General features: G+C 71.1%; 26 protein-coding genes. 13 read left to right on the forward strand and 13 right to left on the reverse strand.

The window, feature by feature from the left end; all coding sequences use genetic code 11:
• The first annotated feature begins 60 nt into the window (after positions 1-60).
• From trpS to GUY60_RS14840, 6 genes are all read left to right on the forward strand, one after another.
• The gene (trpS, locus tag GUY60_RS14815; protein ID WP_161697832.1) at positions 61-1,080 is read left to right on the forward strand and encodes a tryptophan--tRNA ligase; all 1,020 of its coding nucleotides are present in this window, start codon (positions 61-63) and stop codon (positions 1,078-1,080) included.
• Positions 1,081-1,226: 146 nt separating this feature from the next.
• Entirely contained in the window at positions 1,227-1,817 is a 591-nt protein-coding gene (locus GUY60_RS14820; protein ID WP_161697834.1) for a 2'-5' RNA ligase family protein, read from the forward strand.
• A gap of 161 nt (positions 1,818-1,978) precedes the next feature.
• Positions 1,979-2,512, forward strand: coding sequence for a phosphatase PAP2 family protein (locus GUY60_RS14825; RefSeq protein ID WP_161697836.1), 534 nt, complete (start codon positions 1,979-1,981; stop codon positions 2,510-2,512).
• Positions 2,505-3,464 carry a decaprenyl-phosphate phosphoribosyltransferase gene (locus tag GUY60_RS14830; RefSeq protein WP_161697838.1) on the forward strand — a complete coding sequence of 320 codons (960 nt, stop codon included), beginning with the start codon at positions 2,505-2,507 and terminating at the stop codon, positions 3,462-3,464. The genes GUY60_RS14825 and GUY60_RS14830 overlap by 8 nt, the downstream gene beginning before the upstream one ends.
• Positions 3,461-3,892, forward strand: a complete 432-nt coding sequence (locus tag GUY60_RS14835; RefSeq protein WP_312866310.1) for a GtrA family protein — start codon at positions 3,461-3,463, stop codon at positions 3,890-3,892. Before GUY60_RS14830 ends, GUY60_RS14835 begins: the two co-directional genes overlap by 4 nt.
• The gene (locus GUY60_RS14840) at positions 3,880-4,806 is read left to right on the forward strand and encodes a YihY/virulence factor BrkB family protein (RefSeq protein WP_161697840.1); all 927 of its coding nucleotides are present in this window, start codon (positions 3,880-3,882) and stop codon (positions 4,804-4,806) included. Before GUY60_RS14835 ends, GUY60_RS14840 begins: the two co-directional genes overlap by 13 nt.
• A 4-nt stretch (positions 4,807-4,810) precedes the next feature.
• Here GUY60_RS14840 and GUY60_RS14845 read toward each other — a convergent pair whose 3' ends face one another.
• On the reverse strand, positions 4,811-6,031 hold the full coding sequence (locus tag GUY60_RS14845) for a D-alanyl-D-alanine carboxypeptidase family protein (RefSeq protein WP_246235006.1): 1,221 nt from the start codon (positions 6,029-6,031) through the stop codon (positions 4,811-4,813).
• A 148-nt stretch (positions 6,032-6,179) separates the two neighbouring features.
• Here GUY60_RS14845 and GUY60_RS14850 point away from each other — a divergent pair, with 148 nt between their 5' ends.
• The 3 genes from GUY60_RS14850 (at position 6,180) to GUY60_RS14860 (ending at position 8,315) form a co-directional block, all read left to right on the forward strand.
• On the forward strand, positions 6,180-6,422 hold the full coding sequence (locus GUY60_RS14850; RefSeq protein WP_161697844.1) for an SCO4848 family membrane protein: 243 nt from the start codon (positions 6,180-6,182) through the stop codon (positions 6,420-6,422).
• Positions 6,423-6,434: 12 nt separating this feature from the next.
• Positions 6,435-7,724, forward strand: a complete 1,290-nt coding sequence (locus GUY60_RS14855) for a metallophosphoesterase (RefSeq protein ID WP_312866311.1) — start codon at positions 6,435-6,437, stop codon at positions 7,722-7,724.
• A 144-nt stretch (positions 7,725-7,868) separates the two neighbouring features.
• Positions 7,869-8,315: an ATP-binding protein gene (locus tag GUY60_RS14860; RefSeq protein WP_161697846.1), complete on the forward strand. Its 447-nt coding sequence runs from the start codon at positions 7,869-7,871 to the stop codon at positions 8,313-8,315.
• On the opposite strand, the gene GUY60_RS14865 is transcribed toward GUY60_RS14860, so the two are convergent.
• The 9 genes from GUY60_RS14865 to GUY60_RS14905 all read right to left on the reverse strand — a co-directional run bounded on the left by GUY60_RS14865 (position 8,312) and on the right by GUY60_RS14905 (position 14,803).
• Complete coding sequence (locus GUY60_RS14865) at positions 8,312-9,082, reverse strand: TetR/AcrR family transcriptional regulator (protein WP_312866312.1); 771 nt, start codon at positions 9,080-9,082, stop codon at positions 8,312-8,314. The genes GUY60_RS14860 and GUY60_RS14865 overlap by 4 nt on opposite strands.
• An 11-nt stretch (positions 9,083-9,093) precedes the next feature.
• The gene (locus tag GUY60_RS14870) at positions 9,094-9,618 is read right to left on the reverse strand and encodes a thiol-disulfide oxidoreductase DCC family protein (protein ID WP_161697848.1); all 525 of its coding nucleotides are present in this window, start codon (positions 9,616-9,618) and stop codon (positions 9,094-9,096) included.
• 4 nt (positions 9,619-9,622) lie between these two features.
• Positions 9,623-10,048 (reverse strand): hypothetical protein, encoded by a 426-nt coding sequence (locus tag GUY60_RS14875; protein WP_161697850.1) that lies wholly within the window; start codon positions 10,046-10,048, stop codon positions 9,623-9,625.
• An 80-nt stretch (positions 10,049-10,128) separates the two neighbouring features.
• Positions 10,129-10,554 carry a VOC family protein gene (locus GUY60_RS14880; protein WP_161697852.1) on the reverse strand — a complete coding sequence of 142 codons (426 nt, stop codon included), beginning with the start codon at positions 10,552-10,554 and terminating at the stop codon, positions 10,129-10,131.
• A 135-nt stretch (positions 10,555-10,689) separates the two neighbouring features.
• Positions 10,690-11,448 (reverse strand): succinate dehydrogenase iron-sulfur subunit, encoded by a 759-nt coding sequence (locus tag GUY60_RS14885; RefSeq protein WP_161697854.1) that lies wholly within the window; start codon positions 11,446-11,448, stop codon positions 10,690-10,692.
• Positions 11,448-13,211, reverse strand: coding sequence for a succinate dehydrogenase flavoprotein subunit (sdhA, locus tag GUY60_RS14890; protein WP_161697856.1), 1,764 nt, complete (start codon positions 13,209-13,211; stop codon positions 11,448-11,450). Before sdhA ends, GUY60_RS14885 begins: the two co-directional genes overlap by 1 nt.
• A gap of 23 nt (positions 13,212-13,234) precedes the next feature.
• Positions 13,235-13,711, reverse strand: coding sequence for a succinate dehydrogenase hydrophobic membrane anchor subunit (locus tag GUY60_RS14895; RefSeq protein WP_161697858.1), 477 nt, complete (start codon positions 13,709-13,711; stop codon positions 13,235-13,237).
• A gap of 5 nt (positions 13,712-13,716) precedes the next feature.
• On the reverse strand, positions 13,717-14,097 hold the full coding sequence (gene sdhC / locus GUY60_RS14900; RefSeq protein ID WP_161697860.1) for a succinate dehydrogenase, cytochrome b556 subunit: 381 nt from the start codon (positions 14,095-14,097) through the stop codon (positions 13,717-13,719).
• A gap of 136 nt (positions 14,098-14,233) precedes the next feature.
• A complete protein-coding gene (locus tag GUY60_RS14905; protein ID WP_312866313.1) occupies positions 14,234-14,803 on the reverse strand; it encodes a 2-oxo-4-hydroxy-4-carboxy-5-ureidoimidazoline decarboxylase in 570 nt (189 codons plus the stop codon).
• A 382-nt stretch (positions 14,804-15,185) separates the two neighbouring features.
• Between GUY60_RS14905 and GUY60_RS14910 the strand changes: the two genes are divergently transcribed.
• The 3 genes from GUY60_RS14910 (at position 15,186) to GUY60_RS14920 (ending at position 18,092) form a co-directional block, all read left to right on the forward strand.
• A complete protein-coding gene (locus tag GUY60_RS14910; RefSeq protein WP_161697862.1) occupies positions 15,186-16,817 on the forward strand; it encodes a beta-N-acetylhexosaminidase in 1,632 nt (543 codons plus the stop codon).
• A 143-nt stretch (positions 16,818-16,960) separates the two neighbouring features.
• Entirely contained in the window at positions 16,961-17,458 is a 498-nt protein-coding gene (locus GUY60_RS14915) for a hypothetical protein (protein ID WP_161697864.1), read from the forward strand.
• Positions 17,459-17,594: 136 nt separating this feature from the next.
• Positions 17,595-18,092: a hypothetical protein gene (locus tag GUY60_RS14920; protein ID WP_161697866.1), complete on the forward strand. Its 498-nt coding sequence runs from the start codon at positions 17,595-17,597 to the stop codon at positions 18,090-18,092.
• 18 nt (positions 18,093-18,110) lie between these two features.
• Here the strand turns inward: GUY60_RS14920 and GUY60_RS14925 are convergent, their stop codons facing one another.
• Together GUY60_RS14925 and GUY60_RS14930 are read right to left on the reverse strand one after the other, a co-directional pair.
• A complete protein-coding gene (locus GUY60_RS14925) occupies positions 18,111-18,875 on the reverse strand; it encodes a hypothetical protein (protein WP_161697868.1) in 765 nt (254 codons plus the stop codon).
• 136 nt (positions 18,876-19,011) lie between these two features.
• Positions 19,012-19,395, reverse strand: coding sequence for a hypothetical protein (locus GUY60_RS14930; RefSeq protein ID WP_187370020.1), 384 nt, complete (start codon positions 19,393-19,395; stop codon positions 19,012-19,014).
• Between the two features lie 185 nt (positions 19,396-19,580).
• Between GUY60_RS14930 and GUY60_RS14935 the strand changes: the two genes are divergently transcribed.
• Positions 19,581-20,276 carry a hypothetical protein gene (locus GUY60_RS14935; RefSeq protein WP_161697870.1) on the forward strand — a complete coding sequence of 232 codons (696 nt, stop codon included), beginning with the start codon at positions 19,581-19,583 and terminating at the stop codon, positions 20,274-20,276.
• A 9-nt stretch (positions 20,277-20,285) separates the two neighbouring features.
• Here the strand turns inward: GUY60_RS14935 and GUY60_RS14940 are convergent.
• Positions 20,286-22,276 (reverse strand): FG-GAP-like repeat-containing protein (locus GUY60_RS14940; RefSeq protein ID WP_161697871.1); only part of this gene is annotated, 1,991 nt, incomplete at its 5' end.

A 22,276-nucleotide genomic window follows, 5' to 3' on the forward strand; every position in this document is an offset into this window, starting at 1 on the left:
GGGGCGGGGTGGGGGAAACAACACCCACCCGGCGCCGGACGGCCCTCCGCACCTGAGACAATGGGCCGCATGGCCAACCGTCCTCGCGTGCTCTCCGGAATCCAGCCCACCGCAGGCTCGTTCCACCTCGGCAACTACCTCGGCGCCGTCCGCCAGTGGGTCTCCCTGCAGGAAACGCACGACGCCTACTACATGGTCGTCGACCTGCACGCCATCACGATCCCGCAGGACCCGGCGGAGCTCCGTGCCAACACCCGGCTCGCCGCGGCCCAGCTGCTCGCCGCCGGGCTCGACCCGGAGCGCTGCACCCTCTTCGTGCAGAGCCACGTGCCCGAGCACGCTCAGCTGGCCTGGGTGATGAACTGCCTCGCGGGCTTCGGTGAGGCCTCGCGGATGACGCAGTTCAAGGACAAGTCGGCCAAGCAGGGCGCGGACCGGGCCTCGGTGGGCCTGTTCACGTACCCGATCCTGCAGGTCGCGGACATCCTGCTGTACCAGGCGAACGAGGTCCCGGTAGGCGAGGACCAGCGCCAGCACATCGAGCTGACCCGTGACCTCGCGGAGCGCTTCAACGGCCGCTTCGGCGAGACGTTCACGGTGCCGAAGCCGCACATCCTGAAGGAGACGGCGAAGATCTACGACCTTCAGGACCCGTCGATCAAGATGAGCAAGTCGGCGTCCACGCCGAAGGGCCTCATCAACCTGCTCGACGAGCCCAAGGCCACGGCCAAGAAGGTCAAGAGCGCGGTCACCGACACGGAGACCGAGATCCGCTTCGACCCGCAGGCCAAGCCGGGCGTCTCGAACCTCCTGACGATCTACTCCACCCTGACCGGAACGGGAATTCCGGAACTGCAGGAGAAGTACGTCGGCAAGGGCTACGGTGCGCTGAAGACAGACCTCGCCGAGGTCATGGTCGACTTCGTGACCCCGTTCCGTGAGCGTACGCAGGCGTACCTCGACGACCCGGAGACGCTGGACTCGATCCTGGCCAAGGGCGCGGAGAAGGCCCGTTCGGTGGCGGCGGAGACGCTGGCCACCACGTACGACAGGGTCGGCTTCGTCCCGGCGAAGCACTGAACCGAACCGGCCTGGCCACGCCCGATCAGGCCAGAGCCGACAGGCGCCGCCCGCACCCGGACCACCTACCCAAGGACCCTGGCGGGGTGGGCGGCGCGACCGACACACTGGCAGCCCCTGCCGGTCACATGACGGAGGAGAACGACGTGGGGACCGTAACGCTCGGCGTTTCGATCGCGGTCCCGGAGCCTCACGGCAGCCAGCTCCAGGAGCGGCGCGCGGGCTTCGGCGACGCCGCGGCGCACGGCATTCCCACCCACGTCACGCTGCTCCCGCCGACCGAGGCCGAAGCGGAGCGGCTGCCCGCCATCGAGGCGCACCTCGAAGAGGTCGCGGCCGCCGGGCGGCCCTTCCCGATGCGGCTCGCGGGCACCGGCACATTCCGCCCGCTGTCGCCCGTGGTGTTCGTCCAGGTCGCCGAGGGCGCCGAGGCCTGCACCTGGCTGCAGAAGCAGGTGCGGGACGCCTCGGGGCCGGTCGCGCGCGAGCTGCAGTTCCCGTACCACCCGCATGTGACGGTGGCGCACGGCATCGACGAGGCGGCCATGGACCGCGCGTTCGCCGAGCTGAGCGGGTACGCCGCCGAGTGGTCCTGCACCGGCTTCGCGCTGTACGAACAGGGCGCGGACGGTATCTGGCGCAAGCTGCGCGAGTTCGCCTTCGGCTCGGCGACGGTGCCCGCGCAGGGTGAGCCGCGGGACTCCCGCACACCGAGCGGCTCGCTCCCCACCGCCTGAGCCACATTTCCCCGGGGCCCGTTCGCTGAGCGGGCCCTTTGGCGTGCCCGGAACGGGTGATTGAGCGAGTGTCATCCCGTATTGCCGTAATTCTTGGCTTATTTGACAGAAGAGTTATTTGCGGCAAAACGGGAGATACGGCACACGCTTGGGAGGCCCTGGTGCACGACCTGGACCGCAGACTGCTCACCGCGCTACGCGACTGCGGCAGCGACCGGCGGGTGGCGGCCGCGGCCCGCGCCCTGTCGTTCACCGGCGAGCACGGCGCGCTCTGGCTCGCCGCTGGGCTCACCGGCGCCGCCCTCGACCGGGAACGGCGCGGCGCCTGGCTGCGCGCCACCGCGCTCACGGCGACCGCGCACCTGACCAGCATGGGAGTCAAGCGCCTGGTGCGCCGCCCGCGCCCGGACGCCGCGCCCCTCGTCCGTACCGCGGGGCGGCACTCCTTCCCCAGCTCGCACGCCACCTCCGCCGCCGCCGCGGCCGTCGCCTACGGCGCGCTGCGGCCCGCCGGGGCCCGGCTCGTCCCGCCGCTCGCCGCCGCGATGTGTGTGTCCCGCCTGGTCGTGGGCGTGCACTACCCGAGCGACGTGGCCGCGGGCGCCGCCCTCGGCGCGCTCACCGCCCGCGCCGGCTCCGCCTGGGCCGCCCGTGGAGGTCTCGCCCCGGCCGCCCGCGGAGGCAGCCGTGGCTGAGCGCACCGCACTCGTCGAGCAGCGCTGCCCGCGGCCGGCCCGGGGCAGGCCCGGTCCGGCCGGTCTGCCGCTCGGGCTCCTGAAGACCGCCCGCCCGCGCCAGTGGGTCAAGAACGTCCTCGTGGTCGCCGCCCCGGCCGCCGCGGGCGAGCTGTTCTCCCGCGCCACCGCCGTCCAACTGGCCCTGGTCTTCGCCCTGTTCACCGCCGCCGCGGCCGCCGTCTACCTGATCAACGACGCCCGCGACGTCGAGGCCGACCGCGCCCACCCCACCAAGTGCCGCCGCCCCGTCGCCGCCGGGCAGGTCCCGGTGTCCGTCGCGTACGCGGTGGGCGGAGCGCTCGCCGTACTCGCGCCGCTCGCCGCCGCGTTCCTCTGCACGCCGATGACCTCGGCCCTGCTCGCCGCGTACGTCGGCATGCAACTCGCGTACTGCGTCAGCCTCAAGCACGTACTCGTCGTCGACCTCGTCGTCGTCACCACCGGCTTCCTGATGCGCGCGATGATCGGCGGCGTCGCCCTCGGCATCCCGCTGTCCCGCTGGTTCCTGATCACCACCGGCTTCGGCGCGCTGTTCATGGTCTCCGCGAAGCGCTACTCCGAATCCGTCACCGTGGCCGCCGTCGACGGCCGGAGCACCGGCGCCACGCGCGCGTTGCTCACCGAGTACACCGCCGGCTACCTCCGCTTCGTCTGGCAGCTCGCCGCGGGCGTCGCCGTCCTCGCGTACTGCCTGTGGGCGATGGAGTCCGGCGGGGTCGCCGACGCCGGACTGCTGCCCTGGCGGCAGCTGTCGATGGTGGCCTTCATCCTCGCGGTCCTTCGGTACGCGGTCTTCGCCGACCGGGGCACCGCGGGCGAGCCCGAGGACGTCGTCCTCAAGGACCGCCCGCTCGCCCTGATCGGCCTCGTCTGGCTCGCGCTGTACGGCCTCGCGGTCGCCGACCTGTGAGCGCACGGCGCCAGGAACTGCTCGGCTTCGCCCTCTCCGGCATCTGCGCCTACGCCGCCGACCTGGCCCTCTTCGTCTTCCTGCGCGGCCCGGCCGGCTGGGACCCGCTGACCGCGAAGGCCGCCGGTTTCGTCGCCGGCTGCACCGTCGCGTACGCGGGCAACGCCCTCGGCACCTACCGGCACCGCGCCGCCGAGGGCTCCCGGCTCCGCCAGTACGCGGTCTTCTTCGCGGTGAACCTCGCGGGCGCCCTCGTCCAGCTCCTCTGCCTCGCCTGCTCGCACTACGGCCTCGGCCTCACCTCGCAGCGCGCCGACACGATCTCCGGGGCCGGGATCGGTATGGCACTCGCCACAGTGCTCCGCTTCTGGGGCACCCGTACTTTGGTCTTCCGCTCGGAGGGCAGACAGAGATCATGGACTGGCTGAAAAATCTCCCCGTCATCGGGCCGCTCGTCACCCGCCTGATGACCACTCATGCCTGGCGCAGCTACGAGACGCTGGACCGGGTCCACTGGTCGCGCCTCGCCGCGGCGATGACCTTCCTCAGCTTCCTGGCCCTCTTCCCGCTCCTGACCGTCGCCGCCGCCGTGGCCGCCGCGACCCTCAGCAAGGGCCGGCAGGCGGAACTCCAGGACAAGCTCAGCGAGCAAGTCCCGGGCATCTCCGAGCAGTTGGACCTCGACTCGCTCGTGGCCAACGCGGCCACCGTCGGCCTGGTCGCCGGTGCGCTGCTGCTCGTCACCGGCATCGGCTGGGTCGGCTCGATGCGGGACTGCCTGCGCGCGGTGTGGGACAAGGACGACGAGGACGAGAACGCCTTCCTGCGCAAGCTCAAGGACGCGGGCATCCTCGTCGGCCTCGGCGCCGTCGGCCTCACGTCCCTGGTCGCCTCGGCGGTCGGCAACACCGCCGTGTCCCGGATCACCGAGGCCCTCGACCTCGACGACAAGAGCTGGATCGGCCCGCTGCTGTCCGCCGCGGTCTTCACCCTCGCCGTCCTCGCGGACTTCCTGATCCTGCTGTACGTCCTGACGCTGCTGCCCGGAGTGCACCCGCCGCGCCGCCGCCTGATCGTCGCCGCGCTGATCGGCGCCGTCGGCTTCGAGCTCCTCAAGGCGCTGCTCGGCGGCTACATGAAGGGCGTGGCGGGCAAGTCGATGTACGGCGCCTTCGGCACCCCGGTCGCCCTGATGCTGTGGATCAACTTCACCGCGAAGCTGCTGCTTTTCTGCGCGGCGTGGACGGCTACGGGGCGAAACTCAGCCCGTCCGGCGATTGAGGACGAGCCCGAAGGGCGATCGGCGGCGCCGGAGTCGACGCCGCCGGACACAACCCCTTGAGGACTCAGCGCCGCGGCAGCCGCCGCACCAACTCCGGCAGCGGCCAACGCCGGTTGACCAGGAACACCCCGGCACCGATCAGCGCGAGCACCGCCCCGGTCACCGCGAGCGCGATCCCGATACCGCTCGACTCCTCCTCGGCGGCCGCCCGCTGCTTCGCCGCGGCGGCCTTGCTCTTCGCGGGCGCGGGCGCGCCCTTCGCGGAGCTGTTGCCCTTGTCCGTGCCGACCGGGGCGACCAGCTCACCCACCGGCGCGACCTTGCCGTCGGCGGCGAAGCCCCAGTCGAGCAGCCGGGCGGTCTCCTTGTAGACGGCCATGTGCTCGTCCGAGTCCGGGTTCATCACGGTGACCAGAAGCACCTTGCCGCCGCGCTCGGCGACCCCGGTGAACGTGGTCCCGGCGTTCGTCGTCGAGCCGTTCTTCACCCCCGCGATGCCGTCGTACGGGGTGACGCCGTCGGCGCCGGTCAGCAGCCGGTTGGTGTTCTGGATGTCGAAGGAGTCCCGGTTCTTGCCGCTGCCCTCGCCGGGGAACTTGGCGGTGGCCGTGGCCGCGTACTCCCGGAAGTCCTTCTTCTGCATGCCGGAGCGGGCGAACAGAGTCAGGTCGTACGCGGAGGAGACCTGGCCCTTGGCGTCGTACCCGTCCGGGCTCACCACGTTCGTGTCGAGGGCCTGCAGCTCCTCGGCGTGCTTCTGCATGTCGTCGACGGTCTTGTCGATGCCGCCGTTCATGTGCGACAGGACGTGCACCGCGTCGTTGCCGGAGCGCAGGAAGACGCCGAGCCACAGGTCGTGCACCGAGTAGTTGTGGTCCTCCTTGACGCCGACCAGGCTGCTGCCCGCGCCGACATCGAGCAGCTCGGTGTCCTTCACCAAGTGCTGCTGCTCCTTGGGGAACTTCGGCAGGACCGTGTCCGCGAAGAGCATCTTCATGGTGCTCGCGGGCGGCAGCCGCCAGTGCGCGTTGTGCGCGGCGAGCACCTCGCCGGACTCGGCGTCCGTGACGATCCAGGAGCGGCCGGACACCTTCTTGGGCAGAACCGGCGCACCGCGATCGAGATTGACCTGCGTACCGGGCTGGCCGAGCCGCGCGCCGCCGACCGTCGACATACCGGCGGGCGGCTTCGGCTGCTTCGGCTTGCCCGGCTTGTCGTCCGCGAACGCGGGCGCGGTGGCAGAAGTGGTCAGAAGTGCGGCAGAAGCGACCGCAACAGCGGTCATTCTCTTAAGAGATGCAGTCAAGGCAGGCACGGTGAGGAACGTACAGGGGATTCGCCGAGGTGTGCGCAGCTCGATCGGCTGTGTCTTCGGATCATCACTCGATCCACCCCGGCCGTGGTGCGGATGGGGGAGCCGGGATACTTGGGGTATGAAGCTCAGCCGCCCGGTCTCCTGGTTCCTGCTCGTCTTCGGCGTCTGGTCCTGGGTCATCTGGTCCACTTTCATCCGCAATCTCTGGAAGGACGGAAGCGGGCTCGCGTTCGACGACGCCGGCGATCCGACGGGATACTTCTGGGTTCATCTGACGCTCGCGGTGGTGTCCTTCGTTCTGGGGACGGTCGTCGGCGTCATCGGGTTGCGCGGGGTGCGAGCACTGCGCCGAAACTCATAGGGAGCGGACGCCGTGAGCGCCCTGTTCATCGCCCTGGCCTGTCTGGTCGTGGGCATGCAGTACTACGGCTGGCGACGCGTCGTCCGTGACACCACCGCGCGCCGCGGCATCGCCCGGCGGATCGGCACCGCGCTGTACATCGCGGGTCCGGTGCTGATGGTGGGCGCCTTCGTGAGCGGCCGGGCCGGTGCGCCGTTCTGGCTGCAGCAGGTGCTGGCCTGGCCCGGCTATCTGTGGATGGCGGTCTCCATCTATCTGACGCTCGCCCTGGTGGCCGGCGAGTTCGTACGGCCGGTGCTGCGCCGGGTCCTGGAGCGGCGCGCGGCCACGCCCGAGCCGGAGCCGACGGTGGCAGCGGCGACGGTCGAGCCCGAGCCCGAACCCGTACTGATAGGGGCCGACGCCAAGCCGCCCACGGTCCCCGAACGGGCCACCACCGAACCGGCTGCCCCCGAACCGTGCACGGAACCCGCTGACCCCTCCCGCCGCCTCTTCGTCTCGCGCGTCGTCGCCGGAGCCGCGGCCGCCGCGGCCCTGGGCACCGTCGGGTACGGGGCGCACAACGTGCTCAGCGGGCCCCGCGTCAAGAACGTCACCGTGCCGCTGGCCAAGCTGCCGCGGTCCGCGCACGGCTTCCGGATCGCCGTGGTCAGCGACATCCACCTCGGCCCGATCCTCGGCCGCGCGCACACCCAGCGCATCGTCGACACCATCAACTCCACACAGCCCGACCTGATCGCGGTGGTCGGCGACCTCGTCGACGGCAGCGTCGAGAACCTGGGCCCCGCCGCCGAACCCCTCGCCCAGCTGCGCGCCCGGCACGGCTCGTACTTCGTCACCGGCAACCACGAGTACTTCTCCGGGGCCGAGCAGTGGGTCGACCACGTACGGGAGTTGGGGCTGCGGCCGCTGGAGAACGCCCGTGTCGAGATCGGAGGCTTCGACCTCGCGGGCGTCAACGACATCGCGGGCGAGAACTTCGACCAGGGCCCCGACTACGACCTGGCCCTCGGCGACCGCGACCGGGCCCGTGCCTCGGTGCTCCTGGCCCACCAGCCGGTCATGATCCACGACGCGGTCCGGCACGGCGTCGACCTCCAGCTGTCCGGCCACACCCACGGCGGCCAGTTCTGGCCCGGCAACATCATCGCGGACCTCGCCAACCCGACCCTCGCGGGCCTGGAGCGGTACGGCGACACCCAGCTGTACGTCACCCGGGGCGCGGGCGCCTGGGGCCCGCCGGTGCGGGTGGGCGCGCCCTCCGACATCACCGTGGTGACGCTGGCCTCGCGGCAGGCCTGAGCCCCGCAGGACCGACCGGCTGTTTCCGGTCAGTCACTGTCTTGACGCCTTCCCCTCTGGCATCACGCGTCGCCACGCCGCAGCATCGGCGTGCGGAACCCGTGTGCGTACGGGGCGAGTTCGGCGGAGTCCGGGAGGTGGGTCGTGCTCAGACGGGACGCTTTCCGGTTGCCCCGGCACCCGGCGTCCGTGGGGCTCGCCCGGCTGCGGGTGCGCGCCCATCTGACGGCCTGGGGCCACCGGGTGGGCGGCCGGGCCGTGGCCGACGCGGAGCTGCTCGTATCGGAGCTCGCGACCCTGCTCGTACGCCATGGCCCGCTGACGGAGCGGGAGTTCGAGGTGGCCGCGACCGTACTGGCCGACGGCACGTGCTTCCTCGAGGTCTCCGACGAGTCCGACACGGGACCCGAACTGCGCGCCGCCCCCGGCCTGTTGCTGGGCCTCGGGGACGCCGACCACGGCCGCGGGCTGCTCCTGGTCGAGTCGGTGGCGAACGCCTGGGGGGTGTGGCGGCGCGGCCCGCACGGCAAGACGGTGTGGGTCCTGGTGGGCTCCGCCGACCACCCGGCCGAGCCCCAGCCCACCCCCTAAGCCGGGTCCGGCTCCCCGTCCGGCTTCGCGCCGCCCGGCTCCGTACGGGTCATCCCCGGCAGGAAGTCCGTGAACAGTTCGTGCACCTCGCGGACGAGCGGGCGCAGCACCCGGAAGCGGGCGAGGGCGACGCCGCGGGTGGTGAGGCGGGCGCCGCGGACGGCGAGGCGGTAGCTGCGGGCGCGGTCGGGGGAGCGGTCGAAGACCCAGTACAGGACGAGGCCCATCTGGGAGAGCCACATCAACTCCGGCAGGATCTCCCGGAGTTCCTCGGGCACCTTCGACTTGGAGCCGCTCAGCACCTCGCGGTGCACGCTGATCGCGGCCTCGCGGGCGTGCTCCGACTCGGCGGAGAAGGGGCTGAGCGGCGAGTCCGGGTCGGCGGCGTTCTTGAAGAACTGGGCCGCGAACTCGTGGTACGGCGCGGCGATGTCGAGCCAGCAGCGCAGCACGCCCGCGAGGCGTGCCTCGAGGTCGGTCTCCTGGTCCAGGACCGGCCGGACCGCCGCCTGGTGCTCGGCGGCGATCCGGTCGTAGAAGCCCTGGATGAGGTGTTCCTTGCCGGCGAAGTAGTAGTACGCGTTGCCGACGGAGACACCTGCCTCCTTGGCGATGGCCCGCATAGTCGTCTTGTCGTAGCCCCGCTCCTGGAACAGGCGCATGGCCGTCTCCAGGATCAGGGTGCGGGTCTGCTCGCTCTTCGCGGGAGACCGCCGGCCGTCGTCCTGGCCGGGTGTCCCGTCTGGTTCGTCGTTCGTCGCTGGCACGGTGTCAGAGCCTAACGAGTGGCGCAGCCGTCGTCGGCGCAGGAGGGCGTGGTGCGGCTCCAGCCCCGCTGCGGGTCGTACACCCAGCCGTCCGCGCCGTGGTAGACCCCGCCGCTCCAGCCGACCGCGGCCCGCCCCCGCTGCGCCCCGCGCCACTTGGCGGCGGCGAGCGCCGCGCTGCGGGCGACCCGGGCCCCCGTCGGGGTGGCGAGCCGGTGTGCGAGCGGCCGGTGCTCGGCCAGGGCCCACAGGCAGACGACCCAGGCGGCGGGCCCGCGGTAGACCTGGCCGCCGTCCGCGACGACGGTGATCTCGTCGAGGGTGCCGTTGTGGTCGAGCCCGGGGAACCGCCGCCGGGCCTCGTCGGAGAGCGCGGGCACCAGGTCGAGCGGCACCAACTGCCGTTGCCGGGCGAGCCAGTGGCGTACGTGGGTGCAGAGCGGGCAGTCCGCGTCGTACAGGACGGTGAGCCGGCGGACCGGGACCCGTGCGGGGTCCCGGTCCGCGGCGACGGCTGCGCCCCGGGTGGTGCTCATCGCCTCAGGCCCCGGCCGGCTTGGCCCAGGCGCCCTGCTGCCCGGCCAGGCCCTGCGGCGGTACGGGCGGGAGCTGCTCGCGCTCCATCAGGCCGCGCCGCCGGATCTTGTTGAGCACCCAGACGTTGCCGAGGTGCATCACGCCGAGGACCAGCAGGACGACGCCCAGCTTCACCGACAGCGCCTCGAAGATCTGGCGGGCGGTGGCGATCTCGTCGTCGGCGCTCAGGTAGAGGGCGACGAAGCCGAGGTTCACCAGGTAGAAGCCGACGACCAGGAGGTGGTTGACGGCCTCCGCCAGCTTCTCGTTGCCGTGCAGGACGTCGGCGAGGAATATCCGTCCGTTCCGGCTCAGGGTGCGTGCCACCCAGACGGTGAGGCCGATGCTGACGGCCAGGTAGACGACGTATGCGAGGACTGTGAGGTCCATGGTCCCGCCCCTTCTCGAAGCGTTCCTTGAACGCGTTCAAAAGCTCTTGGCGCAGACTGTAGACCTCTTTTTGAACACGTTCAAGCGGGAGTGGTGGCGGGGGTGCCGACGGGCTGCTTCCGGGCGAGGGAAGGGCGCTTCAGGTAGTCCGTGAAGCCGATGACATTGCCCCAGGGATCGGCGAGTTCGACGGTCCAGCCGGTCGAGACGGAGAGCGGCGGATCGGGCGTCACACCGGCCGCCTCCAGGCCGCGGCGGGCCGCGCGGGCGTCCGGCACCTCCAGCCAGAGCCGCGGCGTCCAGGGGCCCGGCGTACGGGGCAGCAGGCCGTCCTCCTGGCGGAGCAGCACGCCGGGTGTCTCGTCGCCGACCTTGAGCAGGGCGATGCCCGCCTCGTCGAGCCGGAAGGAGAGCGGGAAGCCGACCCGCTCGTAGAAGTCCACGGCCTCGCCCAGGTCGCCGACGGGCAGCAGGATGTTGTCGAAACCGAGCAACGTAAGTGACATAGCGGCAGATTAAGGGCGCGTCAGGTGAAAGCCCGGCAGGACGCAGAGACGCGGAGACGCAGAGACGCGGAAGGGCCCCGCCCCCCACTGGGGGGACGGGGCCCTTCGCCGTACGCGCGTGGCGTACGGGGAACCTCAGAAGCGGCGCGTGATCAGGGCGCGCTTGACTTCCTGGATCGCCTTGGTGACCTCGATGCCACGCGGGCAGGCGTCCGTGCAGTTGAACGTCGTGCGGCAACGCCACACACCGTCACGGTCGTTGAGGATCTCCAGGCGCTGCTCGCCCGCCTCGTCACGCGAGTCGAAGATGAAGCGGTGCGCGTTGACGATCGCCGCCGGGCCGAAGTACTGCCCGTCGTTCCAGAACACCGGGCACGAGGACGTGCACGCGGCGCACAGGATGCACTTGGTGGTGTCGTCGAAGCGCTCGCGGTCCTCGGGGGACTGCAGCCGCTCACGCGTCGGCTCGTTGCCCTCGGTGACGAGGAACGGCATGACGTCGCGGTACGCCTGGAAGAACGGCTCCATGTCCACGACCAGGTCCTTCAGGACCGTCAGGCCCTTGATGGCCTCGACCGTGATGGGCTTCTCCGGGTTGATGTCCTTGATCAGCGTCTTGCAGGCGAGCCTGTTCTTGCCGTTGATCCGCATCGCGTCGGAGCCACAGATGCCGTGCGCGCAGGAGCGGCGGAAGGTCAGCGACCCGTCCAGCTCCCACTTGATCTTGTGGAGGGCGTCGAGGACGCGCTCCTTCGGGTCGATCTCCACCTGGAAGTCTTCCCAGGTCGACTCGTCGGAGATCTCCGGGTTGAAGCGGCGGATCCGGAACGTCGCCGTGATGTACGGCGAGGCTGCGGCCGCGGCTTCGACCTTGTCCATTACGGGAGTTGCCATCAGTACTTACGCTCCATCGGCTGGTAGCGGGTCGTGACGACCGGCTTGTAGTCGAGCCGGATCGAGTCCTTGGCCTTTTCGCCCTCGCCGGTGACCTCGCGGTACGCCATGGTGTGGCGCATGAAGTTGACGTCGTCGCGGTTCGGGAAGTCCTCGCGGTAGTGACCGCCGCGGGACTCCTTGCGGGCGAGCGCGGACACGGCCATGACCTCGGCCAGGTCGAGCAGGTTGCCCAGCTCGATGGCCTCCAGGAGGTCGGTGTTGAACCGCTTGCCCTTGTCCTGGATGGACACGTTCTTGTAGCGCGCGCGCAGCTCGCCGATCTTCTCGACCGCCGTCTTGATGGTCTGCTCGGTACGGAACACCATGACGTTGGCGTCCATCGTCTCCTGCAGCTCCTTGCGCAGCTCCGCCACACGCTCGTTGCCGGTGGAGTTGCGCAGCCGCTCGACCTGCTCCAGGACCAGCTCGGCCGGGTTCTCCGGGAGCTCGACGTACTCGGCCTTCGCGGAGTACTCGGCGGCGGCGATGCCGGAACGGCGGCCGAAGACGTTGATGTCGAGCAGCGAGTTGGTGCCCAGGCGGTTGGCGCCGTGCACCGACACGCAGGCGACCTCACCGGCGGCGTACAGGCCCGGCACGACGGTGGTGTTGTCCGAGAGGACCTCACCCTCGACGTTGGTCGGGATGCCGCCCATGGCGTAGTGCGCGGTCGGCTGGATCGGGATCGGGTCCGTGTAGGGCTCGATACCGAGGTACGTACGCGCGAACTCGGTGATGTCCGGGAGCTTGGCGTCGAGCTGCTCCGGCGGCAGGTGCGTCAGGTCGAGGAAGACGTGGTCGCCCTCGGGACCGCAGCCACGGCCCTCGCGGATCTCGGTGTAGATGGAGCGCGAGACGACGTCACGGGACGCGAGGTCCTTCATGACCGGCGCGTACTTCTCCATGAAGCGCTCGCCGTCCTTGTTACGGAGGATGCCGCCCTCACCACGGGCGCCCTCCGTGAGAAGGATGCCCATGCGCCAGATGCCGGTCGGGTGGAACTGGAAGAACTCCATGTCCTCCAGCGGCAGTCCACGCCGGTAGCAGGCCGCCTGGCCGTCACCGGTGAGGGTGTGCGCGTTGGAGGTCACCTTGAAGAACTTGCCGGTGCCGCCGGAGGCGTAGATGACCGACTTCGCCTGGAAGATGTGGATCTCGCCGGTGGCCAGCTCGTACGCGACGACGCCCGCGGAGTGCTTCACTCCGTCGACCTCGACGATGAGCTGGTCCAGGACGTAGAACTCGTTGAAGAACTCCACGCCCTCCTTGATGCAGTTCTGGTACAGCGTCTGGAGGATCATGTGGCCGGTACGGTCGCCGGAGTAGCAGGCGCGGCGGACCGGGGCCTCACCGTGGTTGCGGGAGTGCCCGCCGAAACGGCGCTGGTCGATGGTGCCGTTCTCCGTACGGCCGAACGGCAGGCCCATCTTCTCCAGGTCGAGGACCGCGTCGATGGCCTCCTTCGCGAGGATCTCGGCGGCGTCCTGGTCGACCAGGTAGTCGCCGCCCTTGATCGTGTCGAAGGTGTGCCACTCCCAGTTGTCCTCCTCCACGTTGGCGAGCGCGGCGGCCATGCCGCCCTGCGCCGCGCCCGTGTGGGAGCGGGTGGGGTAGAGCTTCGTGAGGACGGCGGTACGGCTGCGCTTCGTCGCCTCGATCGCGGCGCGCATGCCGGCACCACCGGCGCCGACGATGACGGTGTCGTACTTGTGGATCTTCATGGTGGTTACCTCAGCCCCGGGGCCTAGCGGATGTTCGGGTCGAAGGTGAAGATCACCAGCGTGCCCAGAAGGACGGTGAACACCGTGGCGGTGTACAGCAGCATCTTGAGCCAGAAGCGGGTGTTGTCCCGTTCCGCGTAGTCGTTGATGATCGTGCGCAGGCCGTTGGCGCCGTGCAGCATCGCCAGCCACAGCATCACCAGGTCCCAGGCCTGCCACCACGGCGAGGCCCAGCGGCCCGCCACGAAGGCGAAGCCGATCTTGGAGACGCCCCCGTCGAGTACCAGCTGGATCAGCAGGTGGCCCAGGACCAGGACGACCAGGACGATGCCGGACAGGCGCATGAACAGCCAGCCGTACATCTCGAAGTTGCCGCGGGTCGCCTTCGGCGTTTTCTTGGTGCGCTTGCGGGGCGCCTCGATGAGCGGCGCCGGGTTGTCCACGTCGTAGAGCGTCACGTCGTCGGTGGCGCCGGTGGCAGCAGTCGTGTCAGCGGACATGTGCCTCAGCTCCCGAAGACTTCGCGTACGGCGTGGCCGAGGACCGGGTACAGAGCCCCGACCATCAGCACGAACCAGACAGCCATGACGCTCCACAGCATCTGCTTCTGGTAGCGGGCGCCCTTCGACCAGAAGTCGACGGCGATCACCCGCAGACCGTTCAGCGCGTGGAACAGGATGGCTGCGACCAGGCCGTACTCAAGGAGTGCGACCAGGGGCGTCTTGTAGGTGGCCACGACTTCGTCGTACGCCTCGGGGGAGACACGGACGAGAGCGGTGTCGAGGACGTGTACGAACAGGAAGAAGAAGATGAGGACGCCGGTGACTCGATGAGCCACCCAGGACCACATTCCTTCCCGGCCGCGGTACAGCGTTCCAGCCGGCACGGAAGAACCCTCCGGGAGCGGGGATTGGGGCCGGCCGGCTTCAGTGTCGGTCAGGCCCGGCCGGGTACGGTCCACCGGCCGTCCGTCATCGTATCGACCAACTGTCGGTACGCCCGCGCGGGGTCCACAGGTGTGATCAAACAGGCACGTACGGGCTATCGGTGGGGCCGGAATCCGGAAATTCCCGCGAATTCTCCGCTTTCCCCGGGCCCTGCGGGGTCTCGTCCGGCTCCTCGGCCCCGATGCGTGCGACAAGCCGGGCGAGTCGCCCGCGCGCGACCCGGCGCAGCTCGTCGGCAGCGACCACGCGCTCCTCGTCCGGGTCGTTGCCGAGGCGGCCGCGCAGGCCCGCGAGGGTCTGGTCGAGGTGTTCGTCCGGACGGTGGTCGTCGAGGCAGATCACGAAGACCCGGCCGAAGCGGCTCTCGTACGCGGCGTGCGCGGCGCCGAGCGCGGTGAGCGCGGCGGCCGGGACCCCGGCGGGGTGCGGGCCGTGCGGCCGTTCGGCGGCGAGGGCGGCGGCGCGCTGGGCGGGGAGAAGGTCGTAGCTCGCCTCGTCGGCGGCGGCGAGCAGGGCGTCGGTGTCGGGGAACGGCCGGTGCGCGACCAGCCGCTCGGCCCAGATGTGGCTGACGCAGCAGTCGAGCAGCCAGGACCTGGCGGTGTCGGCCGGGGTGCGGTTGAAGACCTGGATGCCTCGGTGCACCGTGGACGAAGGGCCGGTGCCGCGACCCTGAACCGGTATCGGACTGTGCCCGGTGGGGTGCTCGGCGCGTGTGGGCCAAGGCGTGTGCAGCGTGCGCTCCTGACGGGACTGCGGGACGACAGCGGACGGACGGCGTACGGACAGCGGGAACTGCCGGATGGCCGGGGGACAGGCAGGGGAAGTGGCGTCACGTTATCTACGCGTGGCGGGAGCTGTCCGACGGATGCGCGAATTTCACCCGTACGGAAGAGTTTCAGGACGCGGCGTGGACGGCGGGGCCGAAAGCCGACCCGGTCCTCACACCGCATGGGAGGTTGCTTCACGTGATGCGGATGAACGACTTTGACGCTGGTCCCAGCTGTGCCGGCCGCGGAGTGGCCCGGTGACCGGGCGGCGCGGGCGCGGGCCCGCCCCGCGCGGGCGGGCGACCAACGCCGCGCTAGCCGCCGGCGGGGTCGCGGCGGCCGGTGCCGTCGTCCTCACCGTGGTCCTCTGGCCCGGCGGCGGCTCGGGCGGCGAGGGCACCGGCCGGGCGGACAACAGCCCGCCCGCGGCCCCGGCCGAGCCGAGCCCAAGCCCCACGTACCCGGTGTCGAAGGCGCCGCAGACGATCCCGGCGGTGTCCGAGCACAAGGCGGCCCGCGGCCCCGGCTGGCGTCCGGGGCCCGACGGGCGCGTCGTCGTCTCCGCTGACGACGCGGACGACCTGGCCGACGAGGGGCGGCTGCTCGCCGGTGAGCTGCAACTGACGTACGCGGAGGGCAAGAAGGCCGGGCCCGGCGATGTCGAGCTGGCGCTCGGCTCGGGCGAGGCGGGCGCGGAGTCGTACACCCTTGACGTCAGCGACGAGCGGGTGCGGATCTCCGCGACCGGTGACGCGGGGGTCTTCTACGGCACGCGCACGCTCAAGCAGCTCACCAGCGGCGACGGCACCGCGCCCGAGGGGGTCGTACGGGACGGACCGGCCAAGCCGCAGCGCGGGTTCATGCTGGACATCGCGCGCAAGCACTTCTCGGCGGAGTGGATCGAGGAGCGGGTGCGGGAGCTCGCCGACCTCAAGTACAACCAGCTCGGTCTGCACTTCTCCGACGACCAGGCCTTCCGGATCGAGTCCGACGAGCACCCCGAGGTGGTGTCCCAGGACCATCTGACCAAGGCCGAGGTGCGGCGGATCGTGAAGCTCGCGTCCGATCTGCACATCACGGTGATCCCCGAGATCGACTCGCCGGGACATCTGGGCGCGGTCATCGCCGCCCACCCGGACCTGCAGTTGCGGGATGTGAGCGGGGTGCCCGCGCGGGGTGCGGTGGACATCTCGAAGCCGGCCGCCGCGAAGATCGTCGACGAGCTCCTGGAGGAGTACGCGGAGCTGTTCCCCGGCGCGTACTGGCATCTGGGCGCCGATGAGTACCGGGCGCTGACGGTGTCGAACCCGGAGGCCTCGTATCCGCAGCTGGTCCAGGCCGCGCAGCGGAAGTACGGCGGCGCCGCCAAGGTGCAGGATCTGGCGACGGGCTGGCTCAACGACCGGGCGGACACGGTCCGTCCGACCGGCAAGAAGCTGAAGGCCTGGAACGACGGGTTCTTCCGCGGCGGCACGGTCGAGGCGGCCGATGACATCGAGGTCGAGTACTGGACGGGCAAGGAGATCGGCGCCCGGGAGCCGGTGGAGTACCTGAGCGCGGGCCGCAAGGTGGCGAACCTCAACGACGAGTACCTGTACTACGTGCTCGGCGAGCCCAATACGTTCGTGTACCCGACCGGGAAGCGGATCTACGAGCAGTGGACGCCGCTGGTGCTGCGCGGCACGACGCCGGTCGCGGAGAAGTACAACAAGCAGATCGTGGGCGCCACGTTCGCGGTCTGGTGCGACCTGTCGCAGTCGCAGACCCAGGAACAGGTGGCGAACGGGATCCGGATGCCGCTGTGGGCGTTCTCCCAGAAGGTGTGGGACGAGCGGAAGCCGACGCTTTCCTGGGGCGAGTTCGAGCAGTTGGCGCGGAAGCTGGGCTGATCCGCGGGCCCGTGCGGGCCGCGCGGCCCGCACGGGCCGGCCGTCGGGGTTTTCGGGGGCTTTCGGTGGCGAACTCCCCTGCGTATGTGTTGGATTCACCCAGAGCCGAGTGCCGTCCGGCAGGGGCGAGGGGGGAAGCGGACATGGGCTTCTGGGGGTACTACGTCGTGGGGCACGGCAGCCGGCCGCTGGCCGAGCTCGACGCGCTGAGCGGGGTACGGGACGGTCTCGCGCTGCATGAGCGGCGGGCCGACGGCTGGCAGATCTGGGAGACCGGCGTGCCCGACGTTGGGTCGATGGCCAAGCTCGCCGAGGACTCGGGGGCGCCCGCGCTTTTCGGGTTCGTGATGGACAGCGCGTGTGTGGCCGTGGAGGCGGCGGGTCCGGTGAGCGGCGCGTGGAACGCCTGTCTGGCGCGGGACGCGATGGCCGGGTTCCTCGCCGCGGACGGCAAGGAACCGGACGACCTGTTCCTGCCCCCGCAGGACGCCGCCGAGCGCGCGGCGGCCTGGGCCGAGGAGGCGGGGCGTACGCCCGCGGCGGTGAACGACCTGGTCAGCGTGTTGCGGGCGCCCGCGGAGCCGTCGGCGGAGCTGCTGTTCTTCCGGTTCCTTGAACGGCTTGGGCTGCCTCGGCAGTGAGGGTCGGGGTGTCCGGCGAGCAGGTCCGGGGTGCTCAGCGGCTTTTCGGCGGTGACGATTCGGCCACAGGGGTGACGTTTTCGGCCAGCGGTACGCAGTAACAGGAAGTGCAGCGTCCGCAACGGAAGGCAACCTGATGAGCCTGGTGGAACTGATCGCGCAGGCCGATGAACGCGGCCTGGCCGCGAGTGCCCTGGCCTGTCTCGACCGGTGTCTGCCGCTGCTCGGCGGCGCGGACGACGAGGTGCTGCGCCCGCTCTGGGCGAGCCTGGAGGGTGGCGACTGGGGCGCCGAACTCGACCGGGTCCGCGCCGCGTTCGAGACCGTGCCGGACGACGAGGGGGCCGCCCTGGCGCGGCGGATGCTGGCGGCCGCCCCCGACCGGCTGCCGTCCGACGTCCGCGTCTGGGCCGACGGCTGCTCGGCCGCCGCCCTCCAGGTCCACCGCCTCCTCGACGGGGCGGACGACGGTACGGACGGCCCGCTCACGGCGGGCGAACACCGCCGCCAGGTCCGCGTACTGGAACTCCTCGCCACCCCGGGCGGCGGACTCCGCCAGGCCCTGGACGTGTCGACCGAGGGGCGGCGGATCGTCCGGGCCGTGGTGTCACGACGGGCTCGCGTCCGGGGTTAGACCGCCTGCGGCCGTGGATCAGTGGTCCTCGACGACGCTGACCGCGATGCCGTCCTCGATCTTGACCTCGGCGGAGACGCCCTTCTTGGAGGCGGCTTCGAGCTGTTCCTCGGTGCACGGGGTGGCGGCCTGGCCCTCGGCGTCGCCGCAGATCTCGCCGGCGCCCTGGATGTCGGTCTCGGTCGAGGTGAAGAAGGCCTGCTCGGTGCCCTTCTGGTCGCTGACCGTGTACTTGCCGGGGGCGAGGTAGGAGACGTTGCCGAACCAGGTGCCGCTGACGCCCTTCTTGCCTCCGGTGACGTCACCCTCCTCGTCGGTGCCGCCGCCCTCGCTGGCGTGGTCCTCGACGATGCTGACCGCGATGCCGTCCTCGATCTTGACCTCGGCGGAGACGCCGTTCTTGGAGGCGGCTTCGAGCTGTTCCTCGGTGCACGGGGTGGCGGCCTGGCCCTCGGCGTCGCCGCAGATCTCGCCGGCGCCCTGGATGTCGGTCTCGGTCGAGGTGAAGAAGGCCTGTTCGGTGCCCTTCTGGTCGCTGACCGTGTACTTGCCGGGCGCCAGGTAGGAGACGTTGCCGAACCAGGTGCCGCTGACGCCCTTGCCGCCGCCCGCCTTCGTGTTCGAGTCGTCGCCGCCCGCCTTGTCCTTCTCCTGCGCGGAGGAGGCCGCCCCGTCCGACTTCTTGCCGGTCGCGCCGCCGTCCTGACAGGCGGTCAGCAGCGTGGTGCTCGCCACGAGGGCGACGGCGGCGAGTACGGCCTTGCGGCGGTGCGTGCGGAGCATGGTGGTTCCCCCTGGTTCGGTGCGGTGGTCGATCTTCATCCTGACCGACCCGCCGAGCCCGGGGGAAGCGCGGTTACGAGGTGATGACACGGTCGCCGTCGAGATGGGACACCTGTTCCCCGGCGTGTGCGCCCCCTCAACTCCCCATCGCGTCCCGGCACAAAAGGCGCAGCGAGCCGTCCGCCTCGAAGGTGTGGCGGGCCTCGCCGATGGGGTCCCAGAGCTGTCCGTCGGGGGTGCGCAGCACATGCGCGCCGTCCAACTCCTCCCAGTTCGCACCCAGTTGCCGGACCAGCACCTCACCCGCGTACGCGCCGAATCCGCGCAGCGCGTGCGCGACCGCCTCGTACGGCGGGTGTTCGCGGCGCAGGTCGGCTATGACCCGGTCCACGCTCCACAGGCTCTGTGGGGAGTGGTCGAGGCGGAGGCGGGCGCCCTCGCGGAGCATGGAGACGGTGTCGGCGGCCCAGCGGGCGGGCTTCACGGGCTTGGCGGCGGCCGTTGCTTGCGGTGCAGTCACGTAGGGCTACTGCGCCCCGGAGCCGCAGATCATTACCCGCTGAGGGGCAGGTCCCCGGAACCCTCACAGACGCGTCGCACGGAGTTCTCCGAATCCACACCCCTGGCGCGGGGTTGACGCCCGTGTGACGGGCCGGGCACGTCCGGCGCTGTACGGAGGTGAAGTCGATACGTACGCGACGTGCCGTGAGCGCCGTCGTAGCCGCCCTGGTCCTCGCCTCCGTCGCCGGGTGTTCCGGTGAACCGTCCCCGAGGACCGGCGGTGGCACGCCGCACGCCGAACGGGCCACGCCCGTCCCGTCCGAGGCCCGGCTCAGCTCCGCGCTGGCCGGCAAGTCCGACGTACGCGGCTACCGCCTGGAGGACAACGACCAGCCGGCCGTCCGCCCGAAGGCCGACCGGAGCGCGTGCCGGGCGCTCGCCGACCTGACCGGCTCGGGGGTCACCCGCACCCCGGCCGCGCAGGCCTGGGCCAGCCGTTCGTACGGTTCCGTGACCGAGCCGGGGCTCGCGGTGACGGCCAGTCTGTTCTCGTACGCGGACGACGGCGCCGCCGTGACCGTGGCCGGGGTGCGCACGGCGTTGAAGGCGTGCGCCGACGGGTTCTCGACCAGCGGGAACAACGGCGGCGCCACCGTCTCGTACACCTCGGTGGAAAAGGTGACGGCCCCGTCCGGTGGGGACGAGGCCGTCGCCTGGACCATGACCGGTGAGGCCCAGGGGCAGCGCATGCCGTTGCGGATGACCGCCGTACGGCACGGGAACGTGCTCGCGCTGTTCCTCGCGCTGCACCTGAGCGACCCGGACCGGACCGAGCTGCCGCAGGATCTCTACGATGCCCAGCTCAGGAAGCTGGACGAGGTGTTCGGATCAACAGGCTGAGGCGAGTGGTCAGTTGCTCGGGGTGAGCGACTCGCCGAGGTGGGCGCCGGCGGGTGTGCCGAGTTGCGGCGCGCCGTAGTACACCCCGGTCGTCGTGGACACGCCCTTGCTGCCGCTGTCCAGTTGCAGGACCGTGCCGTTGCCCGCGTCCTCGCCGTCCACGCCGATGGCGAGGTCGGCGCGGCCGTAGCCGGACAGGTCGTGCAGGACGACGGCGGAACCGAGCCGGTCGCCCGCCTCCGTCGCGCCGGTGATGCCCGTGGTGTCCTGCGTGAACGCGACCGTGCCGGTGCCGGAGATCCCCGTCGACGTGCCGAGCAGGAGCAGGCTCGTGCCCGCGTCCTTGCGGGCCGTGGCGTCGCGCGTGACGTCCTCGTTGGGCGCGCCCGCGAGGACGTCCGTGTACCCGTCGGCGTTCACGTCGCCCGCCGCGACCGACCAGCCGAGCGCGTCGCCCGCCTCGGCCGCGCCGGGTACGCCGCTCGTGTCCTGGTGGACCGTGCGCGAACCGGTCGTGGTGAGGCCGGTGCCGGAGCCGGGGACCGTGGTGAGCTGACCGCCCGCGTACGCGCCGGACTCGGCGGTGTACGGCTGGCCGATGACCAGGTCGTCGTAGCCGTTCCCGTTGAAGTCGCCGGCCGCGACGGAGCGGCCGCCCTGCACGGAGAGGGCGCCGACCTTCGACAGGCCGGAGCGGCCGCCCTTGAACCAGACGACCCGTCCGACGCCGGACTGGTCGCGGTAGTTGAGCGCCACGTCCGCGTACCCGTCCCGGTTGAAGTCCCCGGAGGCGGCCGCCGCGTACGTGAGCGCGCCCGCGGCCGAGGTGAGGTCGCCGCCGGTGCCGGAGGCCTCGCCGGTACGGGACTGCCAGGTGCCGCCGGTGCCGGTGGCGGCCGCGAACACGTCGGCCTTCCCGTCGGCGTTGAAGTCGCCGACCGTGACGGCCGAGCCGAACTTCGCGCCGGTCGCCGGGTCGCCCTCGTCGGTGGTGAAGGACGTGCCGGTGTCCAGGCCGGGGCCGTACAGGACCGTCACCGCGCCGCGGTCGGCGTGGCCGCTGGTGTCGTCCTCGCCGGGCGCGCCGATCGCGAGGTCCGCGTAGCCGTCGCCGTTGATGTCGCCCCAGGCCGTGGCGGCACCGAAGTTGTCGCCGGACTCGGAGGCTCCGGGGACGCCGGGGCCGGACTGCGTGACGGTCTTCTTCGCGCTCGCCACCGGTCCTTCGAGGCCGCCGGGGACGACGGTCAGGGTGCCGACGCCGCCGGACGCGCGGGGCGTGCCCGCGACCAGGTCGGCGATGCCGTCACGGTTCAGGTCGGCGGTCGGTACGGCGGAGTCGCGGCCCGCGCTCGCCGCGTACCGGCGGATCTCGGTGAGCTTCGGGTACAGGTTCTTGCCGGGGCACACGGTGGCGAAGCCGTCCTTGTGCCCGGAGACGACATTGAACTCCTTGAGTACGCCGTTGTATTCGGTGCCGTCGGACTTGGTGAGGATCTGCTGGAGCGTGACCTTGCCGTTCGGGTCACCGCCGTACTGGCCGAGCTTCCAGGCCGCGACGCGGGACGCCGATTCGAGCGCGGCGCGGGTGGGGCGGCCCGCCGGGCTGGTCGCGGTGCCCTCGAAGTCGCCGAGGAAGGCGATGCCCGTCGAGTACGAGTTGTAGCCGTAGGTGTGCGCGCCCTTCACCGGGAGGTCGGCGCCGCCGCCACGGCCCTCGAAGATCTGGCCGCACTTGTCGACCAGGAAGTTGTAGCCCAGGTCGTTCCAGCCCTCGACGTCCACGTGGTACGTCATGATGCCGCGCACCAGCGAACCGGACTCGGCGCAGCTGTAGTTGTTCGCGCCGACCGTGTGGTGGACGAAGACCGCCTGGATCTTGTCGATGTACTCGGCCGGGTCCTCCACCTTCGACTCGTCGGCACCCCACGCGGCCCGGCCGATGATCGGCGGCCGCTGCACCGTGGACGGCGGCGCCGTGGGCACGGTGGGGGTGGGGT

The sequence above is a fragment of the Streptomyces boluensis genome (assembly GCF_009908195.1).
Taxonomy (GTDB): Bacteria; Actinomycetota; Actinomycetes; order Streptomycetales; family Streptomycetaceae; genus Streptomyces; species Streptomyces boluensis.

Bases quoted from the DNA above. Each gene is read 5' to 3' on its own strand.
- GUY60_RS14850 (WP_161697844.1), top strand. From the start codon at position 6,180: ATGAAGCTCAGCCGCCCGGTCTCCTGGTTCCTGCTCGTCTTCGGCGTC.
- GUY60_RS14870 (WP_161697848.1), bottom strand. From the start codon at position 9,618: ATGAGCACCACCCGGGGCGCAGCCGTCGCCGCGGACCGGGACCCCGCA.
- GUY60_RS14915 (WP_161697864.1), top strand. From the start codon at position 16,961: ATGGGCTTCTGGGGGTACTACGTCGTGGGGCACGGCAGCCGGCCGCTG.
- trpS (WP_161697832.1), top strand. From the start codon at position 61: ATGGGCCGCATGGCCAACCGTCCTCGCGTGCTCTCCGGAATCCAGCCC.
- GUY60_RS14880 (WP_161697852.1), bottom strand. From the start codon at position 10,554: ATGTCACTTACGTTGCTCGGTTTCGACAACATCCTGCTGCCCGTCGGC.
- sdhA (WP_161697856.1), bottom strand. From the start codon at position 13,211: ATGAAGATCCACAAGTACGACACCGTCATCGTCGGCGCCGGTGGTGCC.
- GUY60_RS14845 (WP_246235006.1), bottom strand. From the start codon at position 6,031: ATGACCGCTGTTGCGGTCGCTTCTGCCGCACTTCTGACCACTTCTGCC.
- GUY60_RS14885 (WP_161697854.1), bottom strand. From the start codon at position 11,448: ATGGCAACTCCCGTAATGGACAAGGTCGAAGCCGCGGCCGCAGCCTCG.
- GUY60_RS14920 (WP_161697866.1), top strand. From the start codon at position 17,595: ATGAGCCTGGTGGAACTGATCGCGCAGGCCGATGAACGCGGCCTGGCC.
- GUY60_RS14925 (WP_161697868.1), bottom strand. From the start codon at position 18,875: ATGCTCCGCACGCACCGCCGCAAGGCCGTACTCGCCGCCGTCGCCCTC.
- GUY60_RS14840 (WP_161697840.1), top strand. From the start codon at position 3,880: ATGGACTGGCTGAAAAATCTCCCCGTCATCGGGCCGCTCGTCACCCGC.
- GUY60_RS14875 (WP_161697850.1), bottom strand. From the start codon at position 10,048: ATGGACCTCACAGTCCTCGCATACGTCGTCTACCTGGCCGTCAGCATC.
- GUY60_RS14895 (WP_161697858.1), bottom strand. From the start codon at position 13,711: ATGTCCGCTGACACGACTGCTGCCACCGGCGCCACCGACGACGTGACG.